The following is a 25325-nucleotide window of genomic DNA, read 5'->3' as shown; positions in this document are numbered from 1 at the left end:
TGTTTTGGCCTTGTGGATCAGCGGGAAAGCGAGATGCGGCGTTCAATTTTACGCTGCACCCATTCCATGCAAAGATTGATGACATAGTAGAATGCCGCGGCAAGAATGTAGAATTCGAAGGGGCGGTAGGTTTTCCCGATCACGCGCTGCGCCGACAGCGTCAGCTCGCTTACCCCGATCACCGACACAAGGGCGCTGTCCTTGAGCAGGGCAATCATGTTGTTGCCAATGGGCGGGATAACGGCGCGCACAGCCTGCGGGATCACGATCTTACGCAAGGCTTGGCCACGGCTGAGGCCGACGGTGCGTGCGGCCTCCATCTGGCCCTTGTCGACGGACAGGATCGCGGTTTGGATCAGCTCGGAATTATAGACGGCAAAGTGCAGGCCCAGCCCGATGACCCCAGCCACAAAGGCGGGCAGATCAATGCCGATTTGCACCAAGCCGAAATAGATCAGGAACAGTTGCAGTAGTAGCGGCGTCCCCATGAAAACCCACGCAACCAAACGAAACGGCTGCCGGATAATCCATGGCGCGTAGAGCGCGATCACCGCAAAGACGATGCCGCCAAAAAAGCTGATGATCGCGGCGACAACGGTGATGCCGATTGTCCAGGCACACCCCAGCAGGATGATGTCCAGGTGCTTGGGAATAATCGAAAAATCTAGGCCCATCTGTTTTTCCTATTCCAATCAGGTGATCTGTACTTTGCGGTCCAGCCAGGTCACGCCCCGGCCGACGACATAGATGATGATCATGTAAAGAACCCCTGCGAGCAGGAACATTTCAAAGGGCTTGTAGGTCGATCCGATATAACGCTGTGCCGTATACGTGAGCTCAATCACCGAGATCGCGGCGACAAGCGCTGTCGCTTTGATCAACATGTTCAGGTTCACGCCAAGCGGGCGGACCATCAGACGTGCGGCCTGCGGAAGGATGATTTGGTACATGGCCTGCCAGTTGCTAAGCCCCAAGGTGCGGGCGGCCTCGCGTTGGCCCTTGTCGATCGAAATGATCGCGCCGCGGATTGTTTCGGTCATGTACGCGCCTGCATTGACGCCCAGCCCGATTACACCGGCCTCGAACGCGTCAAGCTGGATGCCGATCTGTGGGCCGCCAAAATACAGGATGAAAAGCTGGATCAGCGCGGGTGTGCCGCGAAATACACTGACGTAAGCCGCGCCCAGAAAACGGATGAAGGCAAAGCGGGACAAGCGGGCAGCGACGCCCAATATCCCGCAGAAAAGCCCAAGGATCGCGGTGAGGACCGACAGCAATATGGTCAGTCCTGCCGCCTCAAGAAAGAACGGATAGACTTTGAGCATCAGGTCAATATCCATGTCGCCCCTCCTTTTTCAGTTATTGTGGTGCTTAGCTGCATGGCTCGGACGGCGCAGCACGGCAAAGTGCCTCTCGCCGCGATAACGGGCGAGAGGCGACAGGCTTAGCGGATGTCTGCGCCAATCCACTTTTCAGCCAAAGCGACATAGGTGCCGTCTTCCATCATGGAATCGAGCGCCTTTTGCATTTCGGCGGCAAGCTCGGGGCTACCTTCGCGGATCGCGATGCCGGCACCGAATGGTTTTGTGTCCGGGTCGTCGAACATTGCGAACTCTTGCTCTTTCGCAGTCATCGCAAGGATGGCGGCGATTGAATCGTTCACAATTGCATCGACGCGGCCATTTTCCAGCTCAAGCAGCAGTTCGGGCAGGCCCTTATATGTGTTGATGTCATAGCCTTTTGCGCGGGCCCAATCTTCGTGGGTTTCGCCCAAGGTCAAACCGACTTTCTTGCCCTCAAGATCGGCAAGGCTTTTGATGTCTGAACCGGGTTGCGTAAAAATTGCGCGCTTGTCGGAATAGTAAGGGCCGACAAAGTCGACAACTTCATCGCGTTCGTCCGTGATGGTCATGGAGCCCACGATCGCATCGTATTTATTGGCCAGCAAACCGCCGATGATTCCATCCCACGCGGTGGTGACGATCTCGGCCTCCAGGCCCATACGCTTGGCGATTTCGGTGCCCACGGCGGGGTCAAAACCGACGACTTCGTTTTGGTCATTCACAAAGTTAAAGGGAGGGTAGGCACCGGACATTGCAATGCGAATAACACCATTTTCCTTAAGGGTATTAAGCTCTTCGGCCACGGCGGCGCTTAGGCCCGCGACGGCAAAGCCTGCTGCGACTACGGCAGTTTTCAGGATCGTACGACGAGAAGTCATTTTGGTCTCCATGCTGGTTTTTGGTGATTAAGTCACCTGTGATACAAAAGGCGGTTGGCCCGCTCTGCAAAAAGACTTGCACAGAGGAATTGTATCATGCAAATAAATAATAAGCATCATGAGTATAGATTTGAACTATGATACTGCCACATCAAAATCGGTTTCCATGGAACCTCGATTGGAACTTACTGCGCACCTTTATGGTGGTCGCAGAGCAACGCGGCATCTCCAAGGCGGCGACTTATCTGGGGCTTAAGCAGCCAACGGTGTCGGCGGCGTTAAAGCGGCTGGAACAGGCGTTCGGCAAAACCCTTGTGATCCGCAAACCCAATGAATTTTCGATCACCCGCGCGGGTCAGGTTTTATACGCTGAATGTGCGGCTATCTTTGGCACCGTGTCGCAACTGCCCGCCATCATGGACGAGGGGAACGCCGAACTGCGCGGTCATCTGTCCATCGCGATTACCAGCTCCGTGATATCAGAGCATTTCGACGAATTCCTGAACCGGTTTTCGAAAAACCACCCCAACGTGACCTATTCGTTTTCCGTCTATGAAAGCGACGAAGTCGAGAAAATGGTGACCTTGAACCGGTCGAGTTTCGGTATTTGCCTGTTGCCGCGCATTCCCAAAAAGCTGGACACCATGGTGCTGTACAACGAATATTTCGGCCTGTTTTGCGGGGCGCGGCATCGCTTGTTCAATGTAAAAGACATCTCTCCGCAGGACTTGGAAGGGGAACCCTTTGTGGCCTTTCAAACCGAAGCAGAAGGTGGCCCGCTTGAGGCCGTGTCAATGCTACGCGCCCGTTTGAATCTGGCCCGTAACTGGCGCGGTGTGTCGTCTAGCTTGAACGAGATCCGGCGCATGATCATGGCGAATGTGGGGATCGGCGCGCTGCCGCTTCACGTGGCCAAGCAGGATGTTGCCGCCGGACATATCCGCCAGCTTCCCCCCTACGAGGACCTGCCGCTGGTCAGCATATATCTGCTGAGCAATCCGGCGCGCCGGCATTCCGAAGCGGAAACGATATTTCTGGCCGAGATTGAAGCGGAACTGTCTGCCATTGGCGTGTCAGATCGGACCTACGGGATCGGGTGAATTTAATGGCGCTTCAGGTTGCGCGCCGCTTTGTCGTTAAGGAATTCACGCGCGTGATTTCAGCCAATCGCGGGGGCTGGCACCAATGACCCTTAGGAATTCGCGGTTGAAATTCGACTTGGTGTTAAACCCGCTGGCGAACATCGCTTCGGTCACCGATGTGTCGTTTTGCATCAAAGCACAGGCATGGTGCACGCGATGGGCATTGATATAGCGCGATACGTTTTCGCCTTTGTATTTGTTGATTGCGCGTGAAAGCTGCTTTTCCGGCACCAGCAGTTTCCGTGACAAGCGTGACAGCGACAGGTCAGGATCAAGATAGGGCTTGTGCGTGGCGATATAGGTTTCGAGCTTTTCGATAATCGCAGTATCGCGGTCCTTGTCTTGCTCGGTATCATGGCTGCGTTTTGCTTGGGGGTCGTTCTGGCTTTCTATCGCGTGCGACAGGCCAAGCGCGCCAAGTACCAGCAACGTGATCGACGACAACAGGCTGGGCAGCCAAAGCAACATATCCGAATGCCCTGAGGCAAGACGGACCGCGATGAAAATGTCGGTGGCCGCAGACCCGATCAAGGCAAGCGCCAGAATTCGCCAGACCAACACGATCAGATAGCCGTTTTCCAAGCGGCTGTGGGGCAGACTGTCTTCGCCTTCGCGCAGAACAATCAAGATGGCGAGGCCATATCCCGCAAAAAGAGAGGGGATCACCACGTCCAGCCAGTCGGGGTGAATGATCAGACCGATCACCGCAAGGGCAGGCCCGATTGCCAGATGAACATAAATGTTTTGATTGCGCAGAGGGCCCGCCGATGCCTGTCGAAAGGCCAGCCAAGCGATTGCGGGGATGATGCTGGCAACAAGTGCCTGAACGATCCGTAGGCTAGAGACGCCATAATATTGGACCAACGCGATGATTGCGCTTTGCACCGCGCAAACGGTGATCAGAACCAACAGCGTGATATGTGTTTTGCGGGTCAGCACGCGGTGCAGAACAAAGCCGAGCAGTATTAAAGCGACAATCATGGGAACGGGTAAAACTGGCATCAGGAAATGTCCGTTTTTCTAATTCTCAAAGGTCCTAAATCCCGATCTGCACGACCTGAAACCGGATATCGGTCGTCTGGAACCATGCGAGCGGCTGAATGGGGGTGTCAACATTCAAACCAATTATTCGAAAGGTTATCCTATGAAACATATAGTTTTTGCCGCAGCTTTGCTGGTACCTGTCGCGACCGGCGCAATTGCATCAGAGGTGGGGTTGATTGAACGGACCATCGCTGTGCCACACCACAATCACGATATGGAAGTGTCTGTCATGTTTCCGGCCACCGGGCATAACAAAGTTATCTTTGGCGAAAACGCGGTGTTTTACGGCGCGCCTGTCCTTGAAAACGCAGAACCCGTGGCCGGGCAATATCCGGTCGTTCTGATGTCACATGGGTGGGGCGGAAACTATGCGCGGATGGCGTGGCTTGGCGCAGGGCTGGCAGCGCGGGGGGCGATCGTGATTGCGGTCAATCACCCGAACAGCACGACTTTTGATCTGGATTTGGACGGCGCATTCGACCATTGGACCCGGGCGCAGGATTTGTCGGCCGCGTTGGACAACGTGGTGCAGGACACGACCTTTGCAAACCTCATTGATGAAATGCGCATTTATGCTGCTGGCTTTTCCTATGGCGGGTGGACTGCGCTTTCTTTGGGCGGAGTGCAGGCCAAACGGGATGGGCTGTTCGCCTATTGCGAGGCTGCGGGGCCGCAGTCGCAGTTCTGCGGTGAACTGGCCACGGCTGCGCATGACCCGGCAACGCTGGACGCGCGGAAATATGACGCATCCTACAAGGATGACCGGATAAGCCGGGTTGCGGCGATTGACCCCGGCCTGACTTGGAGCCTGACATCCGCAGATATGCAGGAGTTTGACACCCCGCTTTTGCTGATCGGATTGGGTGAGGGCGATGACCGCCTTGCCGCGACCGACACAAGTGCAGGGGGCAGCAATTTTGAGGCTTTGGTGACGCAAGCGAGGGTTCTGGAGATCGCCCCCGCCATGCACTTTAGCGCGCTAGGGGTGTGTAAACCGGCGGGCGAGGCGATCTTGCTTGATGAAAAGGATGATCCGGTCTGCACCGATCCCGAAGGCACGGACCGCGCGCAGGTACTGAACATGATCGTTGAAGCAATGGTGGATCACTTTGATCTGGATTAACGACGATAAGGCATGGTGGTGGCCGCAGCTATCACCATGCCGCAATACGTTTTTCAGACAAGCATACCCGCCGCGCAAAAAGCAATAAGGCGGTCGATTTGCGCGTCTTCTGTTGAATGCCCTGCACCCAACGCGCCAATACGCTCTTTCGAGGTCAGCAGCGCAAGCATGGCGGCGACGGAGAACGCGAACCCCTCTGCCACCTGTTGTTTGGATGCATGGGGCAGAAGTGTTTGAAACTCTGCCAGAAATATCTGGGCCGTCGGGTCGAAACACTCCGCTGAAATTTCGCGCCAACGGTCATCTGAGGACACAAAAGCGACCAACCGGGCGTAATCGCGCCAAGCGGGTTCTTGTGCCAACAGATCAAAGAAGGGGCGCATAAAGGCGGCGACGACAGCCTCAATCCCCCACATATCTGCAGATTTAGCCTGATCGAGGGCCGCAAGCCTGACGCGGGACAATGTATCAGACCGGCGCGCGACGGTCTGGTGAAACAATGCTTTCTTGCCGCCCCCATGATGGTGGATCGTGCCCACCGGTTCGCCTGCTTCGGCTGCGATGTCGCGGATCGTGGCACCATCATATCCGCTGATGGCGAAAGTCTTTTCCGCTGCATCGAAAACACGGGCTTTGGTCTCAAGCGCCCGTTTCGAGGGGGCTCTTTTGCGCTTGGTCTCAAGGGGTTGCACGTTTGTCATGAAAACACCTTGCCTTAAATTGAACATTTGTTCAAGCTAAGGATTAACAAGGGGAGGACGCGATGGGAGACGCGGAGAAACGGCTAGCCCTGATCGGGGCAGGGCCGATGGGGTTGGCAGCGGCAAAGCTGCTGGTGGAAAATGACATCGACTTTCAGGGGTTCGAGCTGAATTCAGGCGTGGGGGGCCTGTGGGATATCGATGCCCCGCAGTCGACCATGTACGAGACAGCGCACCTGATTTCGTCCAAGAAAATGACTGAGTTCGCCGATTTTCCGATGCGGGAGGAGGTTGCCGAATACCCCTCGCACCGAGAGATGAAACGGTATTTTGAGGAATTCGCCGCGCATTTCGACCTGCACAAACATTACCACTTTGGGGCCAAGGTGTTGGACTGTACCCCGCTGGGCGGTCCAAATGACGGCTGGCGGATCACGTGGCGTGATGACGCGGGCGATCATGTCGAGGAATTCGCGGGGCTGCTGATCGCCAATGGCACGCTGAGCACGCCGAACATGCCCAGCTTTAAGGGCGAATTTACAGGCGAGCTGATCCATTCATCGCAATATCGCCATCCCAGCCAGTTTGATGGCAAGCGCGTACTGATTATCGGTGCGGGCAATTCCGGCTGCGATATCGCCGTTGACGCGATCCATCACGGGGTGTCATGCGATCTGTCGATGCGGCGCGGGTATTATTTTGTGCCGAAATACGTCTTTGGCAAACCCGCCGATACGATGGGCGGGGCGATCAAACTGCCCATGGCGCTCAAACGGATTGTGGACGGCGCGATCTTGAAATGGTTCGTGGGCGATCCGCAGAAATACGGGTTTCCGAAACCGGATTACAAGCTGTACGAAAGCCATCCTGTGGTCAATTCGCTGGTGCTGTACCATGCGGGTCATGGCGACATTACGATCCGCCCCGATATCGACCATTTCGACGGCAAGACGGTGCATTTCAAAGACGGCACCAGCGCTGAATATGACATGATCCTCGCCGCAACGGGCTACAAGCTGGACTACCCCTTTGTCGATTATGCGCATCTGAACTGGCAAGGTGCGGCACCGCATCTGTACCTGAATTGCATACACCCTGATCGCGACGATATTTTCGTGCTGGGCATGGTCGAGGCATCAGGTCTGGGTTGGCAAGGGCGGCACGAACAGGCCGAGATGGTGATCCGCTATATCAAGGGGTTGCGCGATGGAGCGCCCGAAGCACGTGAGCTGAAAAAGACCAAAGCGCGGGGGTTTGAGCGTGCGACAGGCGGCATGAGCTATATCGATCTGCCGCGCATGGCCTATTACGTCGACAAGGCCACCTACCGCAAAGCGGTGGGTCAGTGGATCGCCAAACTGTCAGGAGGCCGGACATGATTGACGAAGCTGTGCTAGCGTTCTCTGCCGGATCGTTGATGGTGCTGAATGCCATTCTGGCTGTTGTCATGTTCTCAATCGCGATTGACCTAAAGCCGCGTGATTTCAAGATATTGGCGAATGCACCTAAACCATTAATCGTCGGCCTGATGTCGCAGTTTCTGCTGCTGCCTGCGCTGACCTTCCTGCTGGTTTTGGTGACGCAACCGCAAGCATCGGTTGCCCTTGGTTTAATCTTGGTTGCGGCCTGTCCGGGGGGCAATATCTCTAACTTTATCACGCACCGCGCGGGCGGGAATGCCGCCTTGTCGGTGTCGATGACGGCCTTTGCCACCATTGCCGCGATTGTGCTGACCCCGCTGAACATCGCCTTTTGGGGCAGCTTGTATCCCCCCTCGGCCGAGATCCTGCGCGCGACGGTGATTGATCCTGTCAGCATTGCAATCACGGTGGGGTTGATGCTGGTGTTGCCGCTTGTCCTTGGGTTGGTGCTGAACGCCAAACGCCCCGACATCACCCGCAAGCTGCGCATGCCGTTGCAATGGTTGTCGATGGGGATTTTCCTTGGCTTTATCGTGATCGCCCTTGCCGCCAATTGGGGGCTGTTCCTTGCCTTTGCCGGTGGCATCGCGGGGCTGGTGATTGTGCATAATGCGCTTGGCCTTGGGGGCGGCTATGCGCTGGCGACCCTTGCGGGGCTTTCCCCTTTTGACCGTCGGGCCGTGACGATTGAAACGGGTATTCAGAACTCCGGCCTTGGGCTGGTGTTGATCTTTGGTTTCTTTGGCGGGCTTGGCGGCATGGCGATTGTCGCGGCGTTCTGGGGCGTTTGGCATGCGATTTCCGGCCTTGCCTTGGCGAGGTTCATGTCGCGTACGGTGGCCGCGCGATGACCCGTATCTTGATCACTGGCGGGGCAGGGATGGTTGGCCGCGCCTTGGCCGGTGCCTTGCCATCTGAAAACCTTGTGGTGACCGATCTTGCTGACACGGGTCTGCCCGGCCATTTGCGGTTCCGGCGGATGGATGTGACGGGCGAGGACCCCGATAAGGTGATCGGACAGGAACGCCCCGACGTCGTTGTCCACCTTGCGTCCATCGTGACCCCGCCGCCGGGCATGACCCGTGAGCAGGCATTCGCGGTGGATGTGACGGGGACGCGGAATGTGCTGGCGGCCTGCGCGGCACATGGGGTGAAGCGCTTGGTCGTGACCAGCTCCGGTGCCGCCTATGGCTATCACGCGGATAATCCCGTGCCCCTGACCGAGGATGCGCCCTGTCGTGGTAACCCTGAATTCGCCTATGCCGATCACAAGCGCCAAGTCGAAGAGATGCTGGCCACGGCACGGGAAACCACCCCCGCACTTGAGCAGGTCATCCTGCGTGTTGGGACGGTCCTTGGCGCGGGTGTCGATAATCAGATCACCGCCTTGTTTCGCCGTAAACGTCTGCTGTCGATCCGTGGCAGTGACAGCCCGTTCGTGTTCATCTGGACGCAAGACCTTGCGCGGATTGTCAAACAGGCGGCAACCGATGGTCCAGCGGGCATTTTCAACGTGGCTGGCGATGGCTGGCTGTCCATCGATGATCTGGCGCGGGTCATGGGCAAACCCGTCTTGCGGCTGCCGGCTTGGGGCGTAAAGGCCGCGCTGGCGGTGCTGCATCCGCTGGGCCTGTCGCAATACGGGCCTGAACAGGTGCGGTTCTTGCAATACCGTCCTGTGCTGGCCAATGACCGCCTGAAACAGGTGTTCGGCTACACGCCTGAACTGACGTCAGCCCAAGTTTTTGATCTATGGCGGCGCGAGGCAGGGCTATGAAAACAGCGGTTATTTCCGGCGGCAATGGCGGCTTGGGCCGCGCGCTGGCCGATCAGCTTGAGGCGGCGGGCTGGCATTGCGTGCTGATGGACATCAACATTGCGGGGCTACAGGCGTCTGAGACGAGAACCCCGGTGGCGGTCGATCTGACGGATTGGGCCGACTTGGCGAATGCTGCATCGCAGATCATCGCGGCACGTCCCTCAATCGATCTGGTAATCTACAACGCGGGCGTGTCACAAATCGGGCCCTTTGCGCAGTCCGATGCGGCCAGTCACCGGCGCGTCTTCGACATCAACTATTTCGCTGCGGTCGAGATGGCCCGTGCGTTTGTGGCACCGATCCGCGAAAGCCATGGCACGCATCTGGCCATCTCATCCGTCGCGGGGTTTGCACCGCTGCATAACCGCACCGCCTATGCCGCGTCCAAACACGCGATGCAGGGGTTTTTCGCGTCCCTGCGATCCGAGGAAGCCGCCTTTGGCGTGCAATGTCTGATCGCCGCGCCCAGCTTTGTCGCGACCAATATGGGCAATGCGCAACAGTCCAAGGACGGGATCGTGCGACCCGGTTCTGCCGCGGATGGGATCGATCACCTGAGCCCCGAAGCCGCCGCCAAAATCATTTTGCGCGGGGTGGAAAAGGGGCATGAATTCATCCCCGTAGGCCGCGTGGCGCGGATTGCGGCCCTGCTGATGCGCGCGTCGCCCGGTCTGTACCAGTTCGCCATGCGCCGCAAAATTCGCGGTGGCGGGGCGGCGTAGCCCATTGCGCGGCAATGCAGGCCGTCCGGCGCTGTTTCCGCGCAGGCGAAAACTCGGTACGTAACGTCACTTGCCAGAAATCTTGGGAAATGGCTGTCTCGGCGTGCCGCTCCGCAGGTTTCTGGAAAATTTGCGGCGCTGCTATCGCCCATAAAATAAGGGGATAGTACGCGATCGCGCCCGTAAAGCGGGAGTCGAGTGCCCCCTATAACAACTTCACATATCGTGGAACCACGTTCCGCTTTGCGGTATTGCCGCAAGGTAAATTTGCTCCTAGTCTTTCCGAGTGAATCAGTCGTGTATCCTTGGGAGACGGATACCGAACGCGAGATTTATCGTGACCGGCGCAAGATATCGCATCTTGGCGCGACACGTATAGCCGGCAAGGGGAGGGGCCGGGTCTATTCTGAGAAATCAGGACATTTGCCGATAGTGAGCTATCGCAAAATCACATGCTTTTCGGGCGGTTGATGGACCTCTGCGCCAGCAGACCCATTCCCCGAAAGCCATAAATAATTCGAAAAATCGGGAGGATTAACGATGAAGAAACTGAATAATACTGCAAAGCTGGGTCTGGGGGCGCTTGCCGTCACGCTGGGGCTTTCAAGCGCTGCAATTGCGCAAGATTACGATTGGCCGCGTTTGTTGGTGATCGGCACGCCGGGCACGTCAACGGGCAGCTTTGCCTCGACAAACGGTTGGGGTCCGACCTTGCAAAAAGAGACCGGTACCACCGTGCGTATCGTTCCCGAAGACAGCGAGCCGATGCGCTACAAGCGTTTGACAGATCGTGAAGATATCGCGATTTCGTCTGTGTCCGCTTCTGAAATGGCGTCGCAAACCGAGGGCGTTGGCGGCTATGCAGCGGTCAAGCCACTGGCGCAGCGCATTCTATGGCACCACAATGACACGCCGTGGGGTTTTGTTGTGGCAGGCGATTCCGATCTGCAAAACCTTGAAGACATTGCCAAGGGCGGCGTGCGCGTCACATCGGGTGTGTTTTCCCCCGCGATCGTCCGCGCCGTTACACAAGCGTTGCCAGCCTTCGTTGGCCTGACACCAGAAGAAGCGGCCGAGAAAATCACCTTTGTTCCAGCATCCAGCTACGGCGAAAACTGCCGTTCGGTGGTCGAAGGTAAATCGGACGTGGCATATTGTTCGCCGATCTCATCGGTTCTGTCTGAAATGGAAGGTGCCCCCGGCAGCATCCGTTGGCTGGCCATGGACCCTGAAAACAAGGACGGCTGGAACGGCTATCTGAACTATCGCCCCATGACGATCCCGACCAAGGTTTCGTTGGGCGTGAAGACGGCGCAAGGGGTCAATTCGATGACGTCGAACTTTGTCTATGCTGTCCCTGCGACAGCGGATGTTGATTTTGCCTATAACATGGCGAAATGGATGCACCAGTCGCATGATGCCTACAAAGGAACGCATGCTTTGGCCGCACGGATGTCTGTTGATCTGTTCCGTGGTTATCTGAACAGCAACCCGATCCCGGTTCACGAAGGCACGGTAAAGTACCTGCGCGAAATCGGCCAATGGACCGATGCGGATGATGCGTGGAACAACGCAGCGATTGAGCAAATGGACCAGTGGATGACGGCACGCCAAGCGGGCCTGAAAGATGCCATGGAACAAGGTGTTGAGGTCAATTTCGAGAACGAAGCGTTCCTTGAAATCATGGCCAAGCACACCGAAGGCCTGAGCAGGTTCCGCTCGCGTCTGTAAGCGGACACTCGAACCTGAAACTGACGGAGCGGTCACCCGCTCCGTCATCCTAATATTTGCAGTTTCATTCACCTCATTCTTCGGGATCGTCAGATGTCAGACACTCAACCCCATGTAGCACCGGATATTGATGCCGAACCCAGCTCGGAAACGACGCGTCTGGGGGCATTGTTTTCCTGGACCAGCATCGCCTTTGTGGCCCTTTGCACCTGCGGTTTGGGTATGGGGCTTGCCTATGCGTTTGGGGTGCCCATTGGCGGTAAACGTCTGCTTGAGGGGCAATATTACTGGTTTTTCATCGGTATTTTTCTGGCCGCCGCCTTTATCGCGTTGCCCGGCCGACAAAGCCAACGCAGCGTGCCGGTTTATGACATTGCCGCAGCTGTTATCGCCTTTGGCATCTGCATGTGGTTTTCCACCCACGCGTGGGACATCGTGCAAGCGGGCTGGACCAATTACCCCGCTGGCGTCGTCTTGTGGGTGCTGATGCTTGAGGTCGCCCGCAGATCGGGTGGCCTACCATTCTTGCTGGTGGTGTTCCTGTTGGGGCTTTATCCGCTGGTCGCTGACTTCTTTCCGGGGCTGCTAATGGGCATTCCCTATACGTTTGAACGTATGATTGAGGCGCATGTTTTCCGCACCGAAGGGTTGATGGGGATCACGACCAAGATCGTTGCCGAAATCGTCCTTGGCTTCCTTGTGTTTGCAGGGGTGCTGATTGCGACTGGGGCGGGGCAGTTCTTTATCGATCTGGCCAATGCGGGTTTCGGCAAATACCGTGGCGGTCCGGCCAAGGTATCCATCGTGGCAAGTGCATTTTTCGGGTCGCTGTCTGGTTCGATTTTTTCCAACATTGCGGGCACCGGATCGATCACCATTCCGACCATGAAAAAGGTCGGCTATCCCCCACATTACGCCGCCGCAATCGAGGCCTGTGCGTCAACCGGTGGGGTGGTGATGCCACCCGTGATGGGGGCGATTGCATTCGTGATGGCGATCACCATTGGTGTGGATTACGCGACCATCATGGTGGCCGCGATCCTGCCGTCACTGCTGTTTTATTTCGGCCTGCTGTTGCAAGTTGACGCCTATGCCGCGCGCAAAGGGCTGGTGGGCATGACCCAAGACAAACTGCCATCGGCCCGCGAGGTCATGAAACGCGGCTGGCCGTTCCTGTCGGTCATGGTGTTTTTGGTCTGGGGCTTGCTGTACATGCGGTGGGAATATTATGCCCCGTGGTATGCAAGTGCGATGATGATCGCGCTGAGCTTTCTCCAACGTGACACAATGATGACGCCGACGCGCCTGTTTGCGACTCTTCGACAGGTTGGCGTCTTGGTCACGCAGACCGCCGCGATCATCTTGCCGATTGCCTTTGTTGTCAGCGCCTTGACCATTACCGGCGTGACCGGGTCCATGACATCGGGGTTGGTCGCTTTGGGTGGGGATAACGTTTACCTCATCATCGCGCTTGGGGTGCTCGCCTGTTTCATCATGGGCATGGCGGGGTTGGCGATTGTTGCCTACATTTTCCTAGCTGTGACGCTGGCCCCGGCTATCGTTGAAATCGGTGGGCTGAACGTCGTCGCGGTGCATTTCTTTATCGTGTACTACGCAATGCTGTCCGTGATCACGCCGCCTGTCGGGGCTGCCGCTTTCCTTGCGGCGACAATTGCGGGGGCGAAACCGATGCAGACCTCCTTTACGGCGATGCGTCTTGGGGTTGTGATTTACTTCGTACCGTTGTTCTTTCTGTTCCAACCGGCGCTGGTGCTGCAAGGCGACCTGACCCCGCTGATTTATGTTTTGCCGTCGATCATCATCGGGATTATGCTGCTGTCTGGCGGTCTCGAAGGGTATCTGCTGGGCTTCGGGCTGGTGCGCACTTGGATGCGGTTGCCGCTTGCTGTCGCGGGGTTTGCGTTCAGCTTTCCGGGGTTGATGACGACCCTGATCGGCGGGCTGGCATCGGCGGCGATGGTTGCCCTGATCTGGTGGGACAATAAGAAAACCGCGCAGGTGGCTGCATAGATTTGAATGGCTGTGCCCCCCGTGGGCGCGGCCCAACACCGCAAAAAAGGAACCACATATGTCACTCGTTCACGTAGTTGCCGTTATCACCACCAAACCGGGCCAGCGCGCCGCCGTGTTGAAGCTGTTCAACGCCAATGTTCCGGCTGTATTGGCCGAAGATGGCTGTATCGCCTATGAGGCGACAATCGACACCGAAAACGCGGGCCCGATGCAAAGCGCCTTTGGCGAGGATACGTTCGTGGTGGTGGAAAAATGGGCCAGCATGGACGCGCTAGGCGCGCATGCCCGATCGGCCCATATGAAGGAATATGGCGCGCAGACCAAAGACATGCTGGCCGATCGCAAGATCCACATTCTGTCGCCTGCGACCTGATCAGCGGCCACTAGATTTGCGCCGCCCCGAATGTTTGGGGCGGCGCTATTTGTTTGGTAGGGATCAGAAATCCCAGTCTTCGTCTTCTGTCGCGACGGCCTTGCCGATCACATAGGTCGATCCGCTGCCCGAGAAGAAATCGTGGTTCTCGCCGTCTGTTGACAGGGCGGCAAGGATCGCGGGGTTCACCTCGCAGGCCTGTGCGGGGAACAGCGCCTCGTAGCCCAGATTTTGCAGGGCCTTATTGGCGTTGTAGTGCAAGAATGCTTTGACGTCTTCGGTCAGGCCCAGATCATCATACAGCTCGGCGGTGTAATGCGACTCGATCTCGTAAAGGTCGAACATCAAGGAAAACGCAAAATCCTTCAGCTCATCGCGCTTTTCGGCGGGCAATTGTTCGGTCGCGCGTTGGAATTTATAGCCGATGTAATAGCCGTGTATCGCCTCGTCTCGGATGATCAGGCGGATCAGATCGGCCGTGTTGGTCAGCTTGGCGCGGCTGGACCAGTACATCGGCAGGTAAAAGCCCGAATAGAACAAGAAGCTTTCCAAAAACACCGATGCGATCTTGCGTTTATACGGGTCGGCGGTGGCGTTGTATTCCTGCAGGATCAGACGGGATTTTGCCTGAAGATGCGGGTTTTCTTCGGACCAGCGGAACGCCTCGTCAACGTCCTTGGTCGAGCAGAGCGTTGAAAAGATAGACGAATAGGACCGCGCATGCACCGCTTCCATAAAGGCGATGTTGCTAAGCACGGCTTCTTCGTGCGGGGTTTGGGCGTCTGGCATCAAGGCCGGTGCGCCCAACGTGTTCTGGATCGTATCCAGCAGGGTTAGGCCCGTCAGCACGCGGATCGTCAATGTGCGTTCTTGGGGGGTCAGGGTGGCCCAGCTTTGCACGTCATTGGACAATGGCACCTTTTCGGGCAGCCAGAAATTGACGGTCAAGCGGTTCCAGACCTCAAGGTCTTTGTCGTCTTGGACCCGGTTCCAGTTAATGGCGCGGGGCACGGCGGGGGTGTGGTCAAGATCTTTCATGTCGGGTCTCACAATGTGCACGAAACGCAGCCGTCGACTTCCGTCCCCTCAAGGGCGGTCTGGCGCAGGCGGACGTAATAAATGGTTTTGATGCCTTTTTTCCACGCATAGATTTGCGCGCGGTTGATGTCACGGGTCGATGCATCGGCGGGAAAGAACAGGGTCAGCGACAGGCCCTGATCCACATGCGTCGTCGCGGCGGCATAGGTATCAATGATCGCTTCTGGCCCGATCTCATAGGCGTCACGGTAGAATTCAAGGTTGTCGTTGTTCATGAATGGGGCGGGGTAGTAGACGCGCCCGATCTTGCCCTCTTTGCGGATCTCGATCTTGCTGACGATCGGGTGGATCGACGAGGTTGAGTTGTTGATATAGCTGATCGACCCCGTGGGCGGGACGGCCTGCAAGTTGCGGTTATACAGCCCGTGTTTTATGACCAGTTCGCGCAGTTTGGCCCAATCGTCGCGGGTGGGTAGGTCTTTGCCGTCAAACAGCGCCTTTACCGCGTCGCTTTCGGGCAGCCAATCGCGGGTGGTGTATGTGTCAAAGAAAGTGCCGCTCGCATAGGCGCTGTCGGCAAACCCGGCAAAGCTTTCGCCCTTTTCCTGCGCCAAGAGGTTTGACGCGCGGATGGCGTGATAGGCGACGGCGGCGAAATAAACGGATGTAAATTCGATCCCCTCGGCACTGCCATAATGGATGCGTTCGCGCGCCAGATAGCCGTGCAGGTTCATCTGCCCCAGCCCAATCGCATGGCTTTCGTCATTGCCGCGCCGCACCGAAGGCACGGAATTGATCGCCGACATCTCGGACACGGCCGTGAGCACGCGGATCGATGTTTCCACCGTCGCGCCAAGATCAGGGCCATCCATGGTTGTGGCGATGTTCAAAGACCCTAAGTTGCACGAAATATCGGTGCCCAGATGATCATAGCCCAGATCATCGTGGAACGTGCTGGCCTCGTTTACTTGCAGGATTTCCGAACACAGATTCGACATGGTGATGCGCCCGGCGATGGGGTTGGCACGGTTCACCGTGTCTTCGAACATGATATAGGGATAGCCGCTTTCGAACTGGATTTCCGCCAAGGTCTGAAAGAACTCGCGCGCGTTGATCTTTTTCTTGCGGATGCGTTTGTTGTCGACCATCTCGGCGTATTTCTCGGTGACCGAAATGTCCGAGAACGGCACGCCGTAAACCCGCTCAACATCGTGGGGCGAGAACAGATACATGTCCTCGTTTTTCTTGGCCAATTCAAAGGTGATGTCGGGGATAACCACGCCAAGGCTGAGCGTCTTGATGCGAATTTTCTCGTCCGCGTTTTCACGCTTGGTGTCCAAAAACTGAAAGATATCAGGATGATGCGCATTCAGATACACAGCACCTGCACCTTGGCGTGCACCAAGCTGGTTGGCGTAGGAGAATGAATCCTCAAGCAGTTTCATCACCGGGATCACGCCTGAGGACTGGTTTTCGATCCCCTTGATCGGGGCTCCATGTTCGCGCACGTTGGTCAGCATCAAGGCCACGCCACCGCCGCGTTTACTAAGCTGCAGGGCAGAGTTGATGCCGCGCCCGATGCTTTCCATGTTGTCCTCAAGACGCAGCAGGAAACACGAGATCAGCTCGCCCCGGCTTTGCTTGCCCGCGTTCAGAAATGTCGGTGTGGCGGGTTGGAAACGGCCCGACAGAATTTCATGCATGAACGCCATCGCTTGGGTCTGATCGCCCTGCGCCAGCGTCAGCGCAGTCATCACAACGCGGTCCTCGTAGCGTTCCAGGAACCGTTTCCCGTCACGGGTTTTCAGCGTGTAGGAGGTGTAATATTTGAACGCGCCCAGAAAGGTTGGAAACCGGAATTTTTGCTTGAATGCCGTGTCCCAAATCTCGCGCAGGAATTCGGCTGGATAGGCCTTCAGCACCGCGGCCTCGTAATAGCCTTCGTCGACGAGATACCCGAGCTTTTCCTCAAGCGAGTGGAAGAACACGGTGTTCTGGTTCACATGCTGCAAAAAGTATTCGCGCGCGGCCTTGCGGTCGGCGTCAAAACGGATGTGCCCCGCCTCGTCATATAGGTTCAGCATCGCGTTCAGCGCGTGATAGTCCAGCCCAGCGGTCATACCGTCATCAAGCATTCTGTTCTCCAAAATTTGTCCAGCCCGTCGCGAATGCGGGCGATGTCTAGGTCCGTGCCTGCCAGCTCAAACCTTGTGAGCACGGGCACGTTGCATTTCTTGGCGATCACGTCGCCCGACAGCGCAAAGGTCGCGCCAAAGTTACGGTTTCCCGCACCGATCACACCGCGCAGCAGCGCGCGGCGTGTCGGTTCATTCAAAAAGCGGATCACCTGTTTGGGCACCGCGCCGCGCCCTGCGCCATCGGCGAATGTTGGGCAGACCAGCACAAAGGGGCGGGCAGGGGCTGGCATCGGATCAGACGGGCGAATGGGAATGCGCATGGCATCAATCCCAAGCGCTGCAACCAGCCGCGCGGTATTGCCCGTTGCCGACGAATAATAGACCAGCCCGCCCATTGCCGGTCAGGCCAACTGACCAATCATGTCGGGCCGGAAACCCGCCCAATGCGCATCACCCGCGACCACGACAGGCACCTGACGGTAGCCCATTTCGGTCACGCTTTGCATGGCTTCGGCATCTTGTGTCAGGTCGATCACACGGTATTCCAAACCGCGCATATCCAGCGCACGGGTGGTGGCGGTGCATTGCACGCAAGCGGGTTTCGAATAAACTGTGATGGTCATGCCCATATCCCTATCTGTTGTGGTGCAAAGGGACGGGGGCGCGCGGGGCATAGGCCAACACGGCCACAACCTTCAACACGTCCTCAAGCCCTCCGCTCGCGGTGGTTCGTATCGTGCCAAGGCAGGTCTCCTGGCTCACGGCTCGGATGTGGGGGCCTCCTTCCCGATGCGGGTGCATCAGTGGGTCATAGGCCAACACTTGCCGCTTACAGTTGCGGGGGCAGCACCGGTATCACACCGGTTTCCCTCTTAGCCTGCGACTCGCGCCGCAGGAACCAAAGCAACTACATATTGGGGTGTAATGCCGTTTGGTGTCAATATGCTGTTATTGGGATCGGGTAAATTTTTCTGTGATCAGACCGCAGCGGCGGGGATTTACCCTTGAGCAATGCCAAGCCCCCGCCGATATGCATCACTCCTCAGGTGGGCGCAAGGCGATGATGCGCAGGCCCGGTGCGCCTTTGAAGTCCTCGTTCTTGCGGATAAAGCGAATGGTGCCGTTCGCCGTAATCCGGGCAAGTAATTTTCCGTCCGGCGTCTCGTTGCGCCAATCGTCGAGCGTAAATTCCTCGGATAGTTTTGTGATGCGGAAGGTCCATCCGGCAGCCATCAATTTCTCAAGCTCGGCGTGGGTGGCCTCTAGGCCGAGGGGGCGCCCCCCCAAGGTGCGGGGCAATTGGTGGCGGCTGCTGTCGGCACGTTCGCGCATCACCTGAAACACGTTTTCACGCCCGAATTCCGGGGCAAGGTCCGTGGTCACCAGCGTGTTATAGGCGTCGTTATCCGTGGCCGCGATCAGGGTGGCATAGCTGACCAGCTCGACCCGCTGTTCTGCGGCCTCTGACAGGATATCACCCGAGAATGTATCGATGCCCGCAGCGCGTGCTTTGCGCAGGCGGATGAAGTTCGGATCGGTCATCAAAACGGGCACTTCGGCCTTGCGCAGCACCTCGGCCAGCGCGGTTGTCCAATCCGCCCCGCCGATGATCACGACGCCCGGCACATCGGCACCCGCCAGCCCCAACAGCCGCGCAAAAGGCGCGAGGGTAAATCCGTTGACCACGACCGTCACCGCCACAAGGGCGAATGCCAGCGGTGCAATCAAGGCGGCGTCTTCAAAGCCAAGGCTGAGCAAGCGTTCCCCGAAAAGGCCCGCCACGGCGACCAGAACCACACCGCGTGGTCCGGTCAAGGCGACCAGCAGCTTTTCGCGAAACGGAATGCCAGAGCCGATAAGCGAGATAAACACCGTCAGCGGGCGCGCGACCAGCACGACCACGGCCACAAACGCCGCCGCGCGCCAATCAAGATTGCCAAGCGCGTCCACATCCAGACCCGCAGCAAGCAGGATAAACACGCCCGACACCAACAGCACGGTCGCGTGTTCCTTGAAGCGGCGCAGCTCTTCGTAGCTGGGCAGTTTTGAGTTCGCGATCACGATCCCCATGATCGTCACGGCCAGCAGCCCGCTTTCATGCAGCACGGCGTCAGATGCGGCGAACACCCCCAGCAACAAGGCGAAAAGCACGGGTACTTTCATATATTCCGGCACCCAGCCGCGTTTGAACCCGCGCGACAGGCCGACGCCAGCCGCCACGCCGGCAGCGGTTGCCACGGCAGCCCCGAGCAGCAGTTCGATCATCGCCTCGGACGCCGTGGTGGCCGTGTTCAGCGCCAGCACGACCTCGAACGCCAAGACAGCGGCCAAGGCCCCGATCGGATCGTTAATGATGGCTTCCCATTGCAGCAGGGTCGCGGGGCGGCGCGACAGCCGCGCGGTGCGCAGAAGCGGCGCGATCACGGTGGGGCCGGTGACGATCATGATGCCACCAAACACGGCCGAGCTGGACCAGCTAAGCCCCGCCACATAATGCAGCGACAGCGCGGCCATTAGCCACCCCAAAGGCGCGCCGATATAGACCAACCGCCTGACCCCGCCAACCGCGTCTTGCAGCGTGTGAAAGTTCAACGACAGACCGCCCTCGAACAGGATGATCGCCACGGCGATGGAGATCATGGGGGCCATCAACGGCCCGATATCGCGGGCGGGATCAAAGATGCCAAACACCGGCCCGATCAGAATACCGGCGACCAGCATCAGTACGATTGCAGGCATGCGCAGACGCCATGCGATCCATTGCGATCCAACGCCTATGGCACCGACCAATGCGATTGCCGTTACGGGGTTCAGCGCGCCAAGCGTTTCTGTTGCCACAATGTGATCCATCTATTGTTGGTGGTTTGAAATAGCATGTGACGGGCGCGAGGCAATAAATATTCCGGTTGTCACAGGTCTAGGGGCAAACACAAAAACGCGGACACCGTTGGGTGCCCGCGCGTTCGTAAAGTGGGGGATGGTTCAATCAGCAGATCAGGCCGATTGCATATTCAGCGCCATCCCGTCGTATTGCCCGCTGATTGCGGCATCGGCCAGAACATCGGCAACATCCCGGCGCGACGCCTCGGCTGATGTGTCCACGTCGTCGCCCAAGATCACGTTATCGCTGCGCGGGTCATCTGTCAGGGCAACGGGGCGCAGAATGGCATAAGTTAAGCCGGATGCTTTCAGGTGCTCATCAGCGGCGTGCTTGGCCTTGATGTAGTGGGCCAGATCGCCTGACGGGTTTTCCTGATCCGCCCCGACCGAGCTGAGCATGACAAAGCGTTTCACGCCCGCCGCTGCGGCCAGATCGGTCAGACGCTGCGCGCCGTCGCGGTCAACCTTATCGGTCATTCCGGCATCCGTGTCGCCGCCTGAACCGGCGGCAAACACGACGACATCCATGCCTTGGCAAACGTCATCCGACAAATCGGTCAGGTCGCCGTGGCGCAAATGCGTGCCCTTAGGCAGATCACTGGTGTCAGAGCTTTCGCGCACCAGTGCGGTTGCCTCATGCCCTTGATCAATAAGATTTTTCACCACATGCGACCCGGTTTTGCCTGTGGCACCTGCGACTAGAATATTCATGCTCATTTTTGTACTCCTTCAACGTGTTACTGTGTTTGATTGTGGTGTGCGGCCTGTTTGATCAGGGCAGAAAGATCGCTTTGACGTTCACGAATTCCTTCATGCCAAAGCCGCCATGCTCGCGCCCATAGCCGGAATCCTTGACCCCGCCGAAAGGCATATTCGGATCAGCTGCGCCAAATGAATTGATGCGCACCATGCCGGTGTCAAAATGATCGCGGACCAGTTTCAACGCGCGCTCTTCGTCGCGCGAGAAGATGCCCCCGCCAAGACCGTAGCGGCTGTCGTTCGCGATGCGCATGGCGTCGGCATCATCCTTGGCGCGGATGACGGCGGCCACGGGGCCAAAGATTTCATCGTCATAAGCAGGCATGCCGGGTGTGACATCTGCCAGCACGGTCGCGGGATAATACGCCCCTTTGCGATCCGGCGCTTCGCCGCCGCACAGAACCTTGGCCCCTTTAGCGACGCTTTTTTTGACCTGATCATTGACGGTATCAAATTGATCCTGGCTGGACAGCGGGCCAAGTTGGCTGGCCTTGTCCGTCGGGTCGCCCATCGTGATCTCGCCCATTTGCTTGGCGAACGCCTCGACGAAAGCGTCATAGACCTTGTCGGTCACAATAAACCGCTTTGCTGAAACGCAGGTTTCGCCGTTGTTATAAAGCCGTCCCATGACGGAATACTTGACCGCCACGTCAATATCCGCGTCCTCAAGCACCAGATAGGCGTCGTTGGACCCCAGTTCGAGGACCGTCTTTTTCAACGCTTTGGCGGCAACCGAACCGATGTGGCGACCGGCACCGTCGCTGCCCGTCATGGTCACGCCGCGCACTTTGGGGTGTTCGATCAGTTTGTCGCTGGTGTCATGGTCGATCAGGATCACTTGGAACAGATCTTCAGGCAGACCCGCCTCAATGCACAATTCGCGCAGGCGCAGGCCGGACCCGGTGCAAATGCTGGCGTGTTTCAAGACGCAGCCGTTACCTGCCATCAGATTGGCGGCCAACACGCGGACGGGTTGGTACAGCGGAAAATTCCACGGCTGGACCGAATAGATCACGCCGATGGGCTGATAGCTAACAACGCCACGCTTACCATCGGCACCATGGGTGCGCTCTTCATCGGCAAGGGCGTCGGGTCCGTTCTTGGCGGTATACTCAAAAATCGCGGCGCAAATCTCGACCTCGCTGTGGCCGTCTTTCAGCAGCTTACCGGTCTCTTGCGTCATAAGCGCCGCAAGTTCATCCGCATTGTCGCGCAGCTTGGTGGCGATCTTGGTGAGATAGGGCGCGCGTTCTTCATGCGTCAGCTCGCGCCATTCCAGAAATGCGGCATGGCAGGCCTCTAGCCGCGCGACGGCGTCATCCTCTGACATCATGTCGTAGGATTGGATTTCTTCTTCGGTGGCGGGGTTTACCGTGGTGATCTTGGACATGCTCGCTCCTTTTTGAATTCAAAGGGGCAACACGGGCATTGGGGAATGGTTCCTGCCTGCGGTTTGGGCAGATGGAAAGCTATGGTAGGGTTTGTTTGCTGTGGATTTTGGTTAAGGCATTGAGAATATTTGTTTATATTTCAAAGTGAACCTTAAATGAACTACCGCCGTTTCCCACGGGTTTGTGAAGACGCTGTCGTATTATCACGGTTTTCGTCTTGCAACTTGCGCCAGCGGTCCAGTCTGGTCGGGTCCAAATCCCCCGCCGTCACTGCCGCTTGCACGGCGCATCCGGGCTCATGCGAGTGGGTGCAATCGCGGAACCGGCAGTTTGGGGCCAGCTCGGTAACCTCGGCAAAGAGGACGTCTAGACCTACCGACACATCGGCGACATGCAGCGTGCGCATTCCCGGCGTATCAATCAGCCAGCCGCCGCCCTTGATCGCATGCAGGGATCGCGAGGTGGTCGTATGCCGCCCCTTTGCGTCATCTTCGCGAATGCCGCCTGTCTGTTGGGCGTCTTCCGGTGCTTTATCGGCAAGCGTATTCAGCAGCGTCGATTTCCCCACGCCAGAGGACCCGACTAAGGCGACCGTCTGGCCATCGCCGCACCATGGCCTCAATACTTCGGCGGCATCGGGCGTCTTGGCATTTACAGTGACCACATCAAGATCCCGCTGCAGCGCGAGGGCCTGATCCTTGTACTGCGTCGCATCGTCGATTTTGTCTGCTTTGGTCAGCACGATCACCGGTTCGGTCCCCGCCTCGTTGGCAAGGGCAAGATAGCGTTCCAGACGCGCCGGGTTGAAATCATCATTGCACGAGGTGACGATAAACAAGGTATCCACGTTGGCCGCGATCAACTGCGGCACGCGCCCGCCTTTGGCCTGCCGGTTCAACAACGACTGCCGGTCCAGCCTGCGCACCAACATGGGTTCATCCGGTTCCAGCAGCACCCAGTCACCCACCGCAAAATCAGTGGTATTGGTCTTGGGCGGCAAAAGCAGCCTTGCAGGCCCGTCAAGGGTTTCCGCTGACATGCGCGACCGGTGCACGGTGGCGATGCGGGCAGGGCGCAGGGCGGTGTCGGCTTCCTCCAGCTGATCTTGGAAAAAGTCGGACCAGCCCAAATCGGCCAGTGATATGGTTGAGTTGGTTGTATTATTCACGGCTATGGGAGTAGCGCGCTGGCGCGATGTTGCAAAGGGTCATTCTTGTGCAGCCTGCGACGGGAAAATTGTGGGCGCATCGCCCGGCCGCCATTGGGGGTATTTGACCATCACCTGAGCGAACGCGTCCGAGGCCAAAAACCGCGCCAGCCAGCCTTGCAACCTTGGCCATGGCTGTGCATCGAACCACGGCTTATCAATAAAGGCGAACTGACGAACAAAGGGCGCGATAGCGATGTCCGCCAAGCTGGGGTGGTCAAACAGGTGAACGTCGATTTGATCGTTGAGATCAGCCAGAAAACCCGATGCCTCGGCACGGTGATGGGTTGGATCATCATCGCGATATCGGGTGGTGTATTTGGTGCGGTCCAGTGCGTGTTTGAACGGCCCGTCACAGCGCGCGATCAGGTCCCAGCCGGCCTCTGGCATGTTCAGCATCCCTCGGGGATCAGACTGTGAAAGCGCCCAGATCATAACATCAAGGCTTTCGTCGATCACCTGGTCAGGCAGAACGAGGCAAGGCACCGTGCCGCTGGGGGACGCGTCTAGAAACGCCTGTGGCTTGTCACGAAGCACGACTTCTCGCAACTCCACCTCTACATCTGCGGCCAAGATCGCCAGTCGGGCGCGCATCGCATAGGGGCAGCGGCGAAAGGAATAGAGCACCGGCGTCATGGCAAGATGGACAGCCACATCCACGCGGTCAGCACGGAGGCACCTGTGGCAATCAGCACCGAACTGGCCGCCACGCGCCGGGCACGGCCATACATATTGGCAAAGATATAGGCGTTGAACCCCGGTGCCATCGCCGCGGTCAGAACGCCGGAGCGGAATAAATCCTGCGGCAGACCAAAGCTGGACCCCATCAGCCAGACAATCGCCGGATGAATAAGCAAGGCGATGGCGCAGACCATTACGATGGCTTTCAAATCGCCCTCTGGCTTGTACTGGAACAACACTGCCCCAAGCGCGAACAGGGCCGTTGGCAGGGCTGCGCGTATCACCAGCGACAGCGCGTCATCAACCACTTGCGGAATGGCGATACCGCTGAAATTCACGATAAAGCCAGCGATAATCCCGATCACGAGGGGGTTGTGGAACATGGCGTTGCCAACATTGCGGGCCAGTGCCACGCCCGACTGGCCGCGATTGCGGACAAATTCCATCACGGTAATGCCCAAGCCGTAGCAAAACGGCGAATGCATCGCGATGATCGCGATATTGCCGGTCAGCGCGTCAGCGCCATACGCCCGTTCGGTGATCGGCAGCCCCAGCAGGACCGAGTTCGAGAACAGACAGCAAAAGCCGATGGCGACGCAATCCTCCCAGTCGCGTTTGAAAAGCAGCCGTGCGCCACAAATGCCAAGCGCAAAACACAGCGTGGCACCGGTGTAAAAGCTGATCAAAAGCCGAGGGTCGAAAGAGGCCGACAGATCGAGGGTCGCGATGGATTGGAACAGCAAACAGGGGATCGCAAAGCTTTGGGCAAAGCGCATGATCCCGTCGATGCCAGCGGTCGGAAAAACGCCGCGCCAGACCGAGACATAGCCAAAGCCGATGACCAAGAAGACGGGAAGAATGACATCGAGAAGTGTCTGCACGAAAGAAGCCTTGAGATTT

General features: G+C 57.7%; 24 protein-coding genes and 1 riboswitch. Of the genes, 9 read left to right on the top strand and 15 right to left on the bottom strand.

Translation table 11 applies throughout. The features are described from left to right. Positions 1 to 17 precede the first annotated feature (17 nt). The 3 genes from AADJ11_RS11740 to AADJ11_RS11730 all read right to left on the bottom strand — a co-directional run bounded on the left by AADJ11_RS11740 (position 18) and on the right by AADJ11_RS11730 (position 2221). Entirely contained in the window at positions 18 to 674 is a 657-nt protein-coding gene (locus AADJ11_RS11740; RefSeq protein WP_341234701.1) for an amino acid ABC transporter permease, read from the bottom strand. Positions 675 to 692: 18 nt separating this feature from the next. Further along, a complete protein-coding gene (locus AADJ11_RS11735; protein ID WP_341234700.1) occupies positions 693 to 1340 on the bottom strand; it encodes an amino acid ABC transporter permease in 648 nt (215 codons plus the stop codon). Between the two features lie 104 nt (positions 1341 to 1444). Then, the gene (locus tag AADJ11_RS11730) at positions 1445 to 2221 is read right to left on the bottom strand and encodes a transporter substrate-binding domain-containing protein (RefSeq protein ID WP_341234699.1); all 777 of its coding nucleotides are present in this window, start codon (positions 2219 to 2221) and stop codon (positions 1445 to 1447) included. Between the two features lie 137 nt (positions 2222 to 2358). Here AADJ11_RS11730 and AADJ11_RS11725 point away from each other — a divergent pair, with 137 nt between their 5' ends. Beyond that, positions 2359 to 3321, top strand: a complete 963-nt coding sequence (locus AADJ11_RS11725) for a LysR family transcriptional regulator (protein WP_341234698.1) — start codon at positions 2359 to 2361, stop codon at positions 3319 to 3321. 45 nt (positions 3322 to 3366) lie between these two features. Here the strand turns inward: AADJ11_RS11725 and AADJ11_RS11720 are convergent, their stop codons facing one another. Beyond that, positions 3367 to 4365: a helix-turn-helix domain-containing protein gene (locus AADJ11_RS11720; protein WP_341234697.1), complete on the bottom strand. Its 999-nt coding sequence runs from the start codon at positions 4363 to 4365 to the stop codon at positions 3367 to 3369. Positions 4366 to 4507: 142 nt separating this feature from the next. On the opposite strand from AADJ11_RS11720, the gene AADJ11_RS11715 reads away from it, so the two are divergent. Further along, positions 4508 to 5530 (top strand): hypothetical protein, encoded by a 1023-nt coding sequence (locus AADJ11_RS11715; RefSeq protein ID WP_341234696.1) that lies wholly within the window; start codon positions 4508 to 4510, stop codon positions 5528 to 5530. Between the two features lie 53 nt (positions 5531 to 5583). Here AADJ11_RS11715 and AADJ11_RS11710 read toward each other — a convergent pair whose 3' ends face one another. After that, a complete protein-coding gene (locus AADJ11_RS11710; RefSeq protein ID WP_341234695.1) occupies positions 5584 to 6231 on the bottom strand; it encodes a TetR/AcrR family transcriptional regulator in 648 nt (215 codons plus the stop codon). 62 nt (positions 6232 to 6293) lie between these two features. Here AADJ11_RS11710 and AADJ11_RS11705 point away from each other — a divergent pair, with 62 nt between their 5' ends. From AADJ11_RS11705 to AADJ11_RS11675, 7 genes are all read left to right on the top strand, one after another. Further along, entirely contained in the window at positions 6294 to 7610 is a 1317-nt protein-coding gene (locus tag AADJ11_RS11705) for an NAD(P)-binding domain-containing protein (RefSeq protein ID WP_341234694.1), read from the top strand. Next, on the top strand, positions 7607 to 8503 hold the full coding sequence (locus AADJ11_RS11700; protein WP_341234693.1) for a bile acid:sodium symporter: 897 nt from the start codon (positions 7607 to 7609) through the stop codon (positions 8501 to 8503). The genes AADJ11_RS11705 and AADJ11_RS11700 overlap by 4 nt, the downstream gene beginning before the upstream one ends. Next, on the top strand, positions 8500 to 9429 hold the full coding sequence (locus AADJ11_RS11695; RefSeq protein ID WP_341234692.1) for an SDR family oxidoreductase: 930 nt from the start codon (positions 8500 to 8502) through the stop codon (positions 9427 to 9429). The genes AADJ11_RS11700 and AADJ11_RS11695 overlap by 4 nt, the downstream gene beginning before the upstream one ends. Continuing rightward, a complete protein-coding gene (locus AADJ11_RS11690) occupies positions 9426 to 10193 on the top strand; it encodes an SDR family NAD(P)-dependent oxidoreductase (RefSeq protein ID WP_341234691.1) in 768 nt (255 codons plus the stop codon). The genes AADJ11_RS11695 and AADJ11_RS11690 overlap by 4 nt, the downstream gene beginning before the upstream one ends. A gap of 540 nt (positions 10194 to 10733) precedes the next feature. Then, positions 10734 to 11924, top strand: coding sequence for a TAXI family TRAP transporter solute-binding subunit (locus AADJ11_RS11685; RefSeq protein ID WP_341234690.1), 1191 nt, complete (start codon positions 10734 to 10736; stop codon positions 11922 to 11924). Between the two features lie 93 nt (positions 11925 to 12017). Next, entirely contained in the window at positions 12018 to 13955 is a 1938-nt protein-coding gene (locus tag AADJ11_RS11680; protein WP_341234689.1) for a TRAP transporter fused permease subunit, read from the top strand. A 58-nt stretch (positions 13956 to 14013) separates the two neighbouring features. Beyond that, entirely contained in the window at positions 14014 to 14331 is a 318-nt protein-coding gene (locus tag AADJ11_RS11675) for a putative quinol monooxygenase (RefSeq protein WP_341234688.1), read from the top strand. A 63-nt stretch (positions 14332 to 14394) separates the two neighbouring features. Here AADJ11_RS11675 and nrdF read toward each other — a convergent pair whose 3' ends face one another. From nrdF to AADJ11_RS11625, 10 genes are all read right to left on the bottom strand, one after another. Then, entirely contained in the window at positions 14395 to 15369 is a 975-nt protein-coding gene (gene nrdF / locus AADJ11_RS11670; RefSeq protein ID WP_093914664.1) for a class 1b ribonucleoside-diphosphate reductase subunit beta, read from the bottom strand. An 8-nt stretch (positions 15370 to 15377) separates the two neighbouring features. Next, positions 15378 to 17504, bottom strand: coding sequence for a class 1b ribonucleoside-diphosphate reductase subunit alpha (nrdE, locus tag AADJ11_RS11665; protein ID WP_341234687.1), 2127 nt, complete (start codon positions 17502 to 17504; stop codon positions 15378 to 15380). Beyond that, positions 17486 to 17902 carry a class Ib ribonucleoside-diphosphate reductase assembly flavoprotein NrdI gene (gene nrdI / locus AADJ11_RS11660; RefSeq protein ID WP_341234686.1) on the bottom strand — a complete coding sequence of 139 codons (417 nt, stop codon included), beginning with the start codon at positions 17900 to 17902 and terminating at the stop codon, positions 17486 to 17488. Before nrdI ends, nrdE begins: the two co-directional genes overlap by 19 nt. A 6-nt stretch (positions 17903 to 17908) precedes the next feature. Beyond that, on the bottom strand, positions 17909 to 18130 hold the full coding sequence (gene nrdH / locus AADJ11_RS11655) for a glutaredoxin-like protein NrdH (protein ID WP_341234685.1): 222 nt from the start codon (positions 18128 to 18130) through the stop codon (positions 17909 to 17911). Between the two features lie 102 nt (positions 18131 to 18232). Then, positions 18233 to 18425: riboswitch (cobalamin riboswitch) on the bottom strand. A gap of 117 nt (positions 18426 to 18542) precedes the next feature. After that, on the bottom strand, positions 18543 to 20357 hold the full coding sequence (locus AADJ11_RS11650; protein ID WP_341234684.1) for a sodium:proton antiporter: 1815 nt from the start codon (positions 20355 to 20357) through the stop codon (positions 18543 to 18545). A gap of 144 nt (positions 20358 to 20501) precedes the next feature. Further along, positions 20502 to 21098 carry an SDR family oxidoreductase gene (locus AADJ11_RS11645; RefSeq protein WP_341235015.1) on the bottom strand — a complete coding sequence of 199 codons (597 nt, stop codon included), beginning with the start codon at positions 21096 to 21098 and terminating at the stop codon, positions 20502 to 20504. 61 nt (positions 21099 to 21159) lie between these two features. After that, positions 21160 to 22536, bottom strand: coding sequence for an NAD-dependent succinate-semialdehyde dehydrogenase (locus AADJ11_RS11640; protein WP_341234683.1), 1377 nt, complete (start codon positions 22534 to 22536; stop codon positions 21160 to 21162). A gap of 161 nt (positions 22537 to 22697) precedes the next feature. Next, positions 22698 to 23705, bottom strand: a complete 1008-nt coding sequence (gene rsgA, locus AADJ11_RS11635) for a ribosome small subunit-dependent GTPase A (protein ID WP_341234682.1) — start codon at positions 23703 to 23705, stop codon at positions 22698 to 22700. A gap of 39 nt (positions 23706 to 23744) precedes the next feature. Beyond that, entirely contained in the window at positions 23745 to 24380 is a 636-nt protein-coding gene (locus tag AADJ11_RS11630) for a glutathione S-transferase (protein WP_341235014.1), read from the bottom strand. Continuing rightward, positions 24377 to 25306, bottom strand: coding sequence for an AEC family transporter (locus AADJ11_RS11625; protein WP_341234681.1), 930 nt, complete (start codon positions 25304 to 25306; stop codon positions 24377 to 24379). The genes AADJ11_RS11630 and AADJ11_RS11625 overlap by 4 nt, the downstream gene beginning before the upstream one ends. Positions 25307 to 25325 lie beyond the last annotated feature (19 nt).

It is taken from the genome of uncultured Sulfitobacter sp. (genome assembly GCF_964021855.1).
Lineage (GTDB): Bacteria > Pseudomonadota > Alphaproteobacteria > Rhodobacterales > Rhodobacteraceae > Sulfitobacter.
Note: the sequence above shows the minus strand (reverse complement) of the source record. Positions and strands in the feature narration are given on the sequence as shown.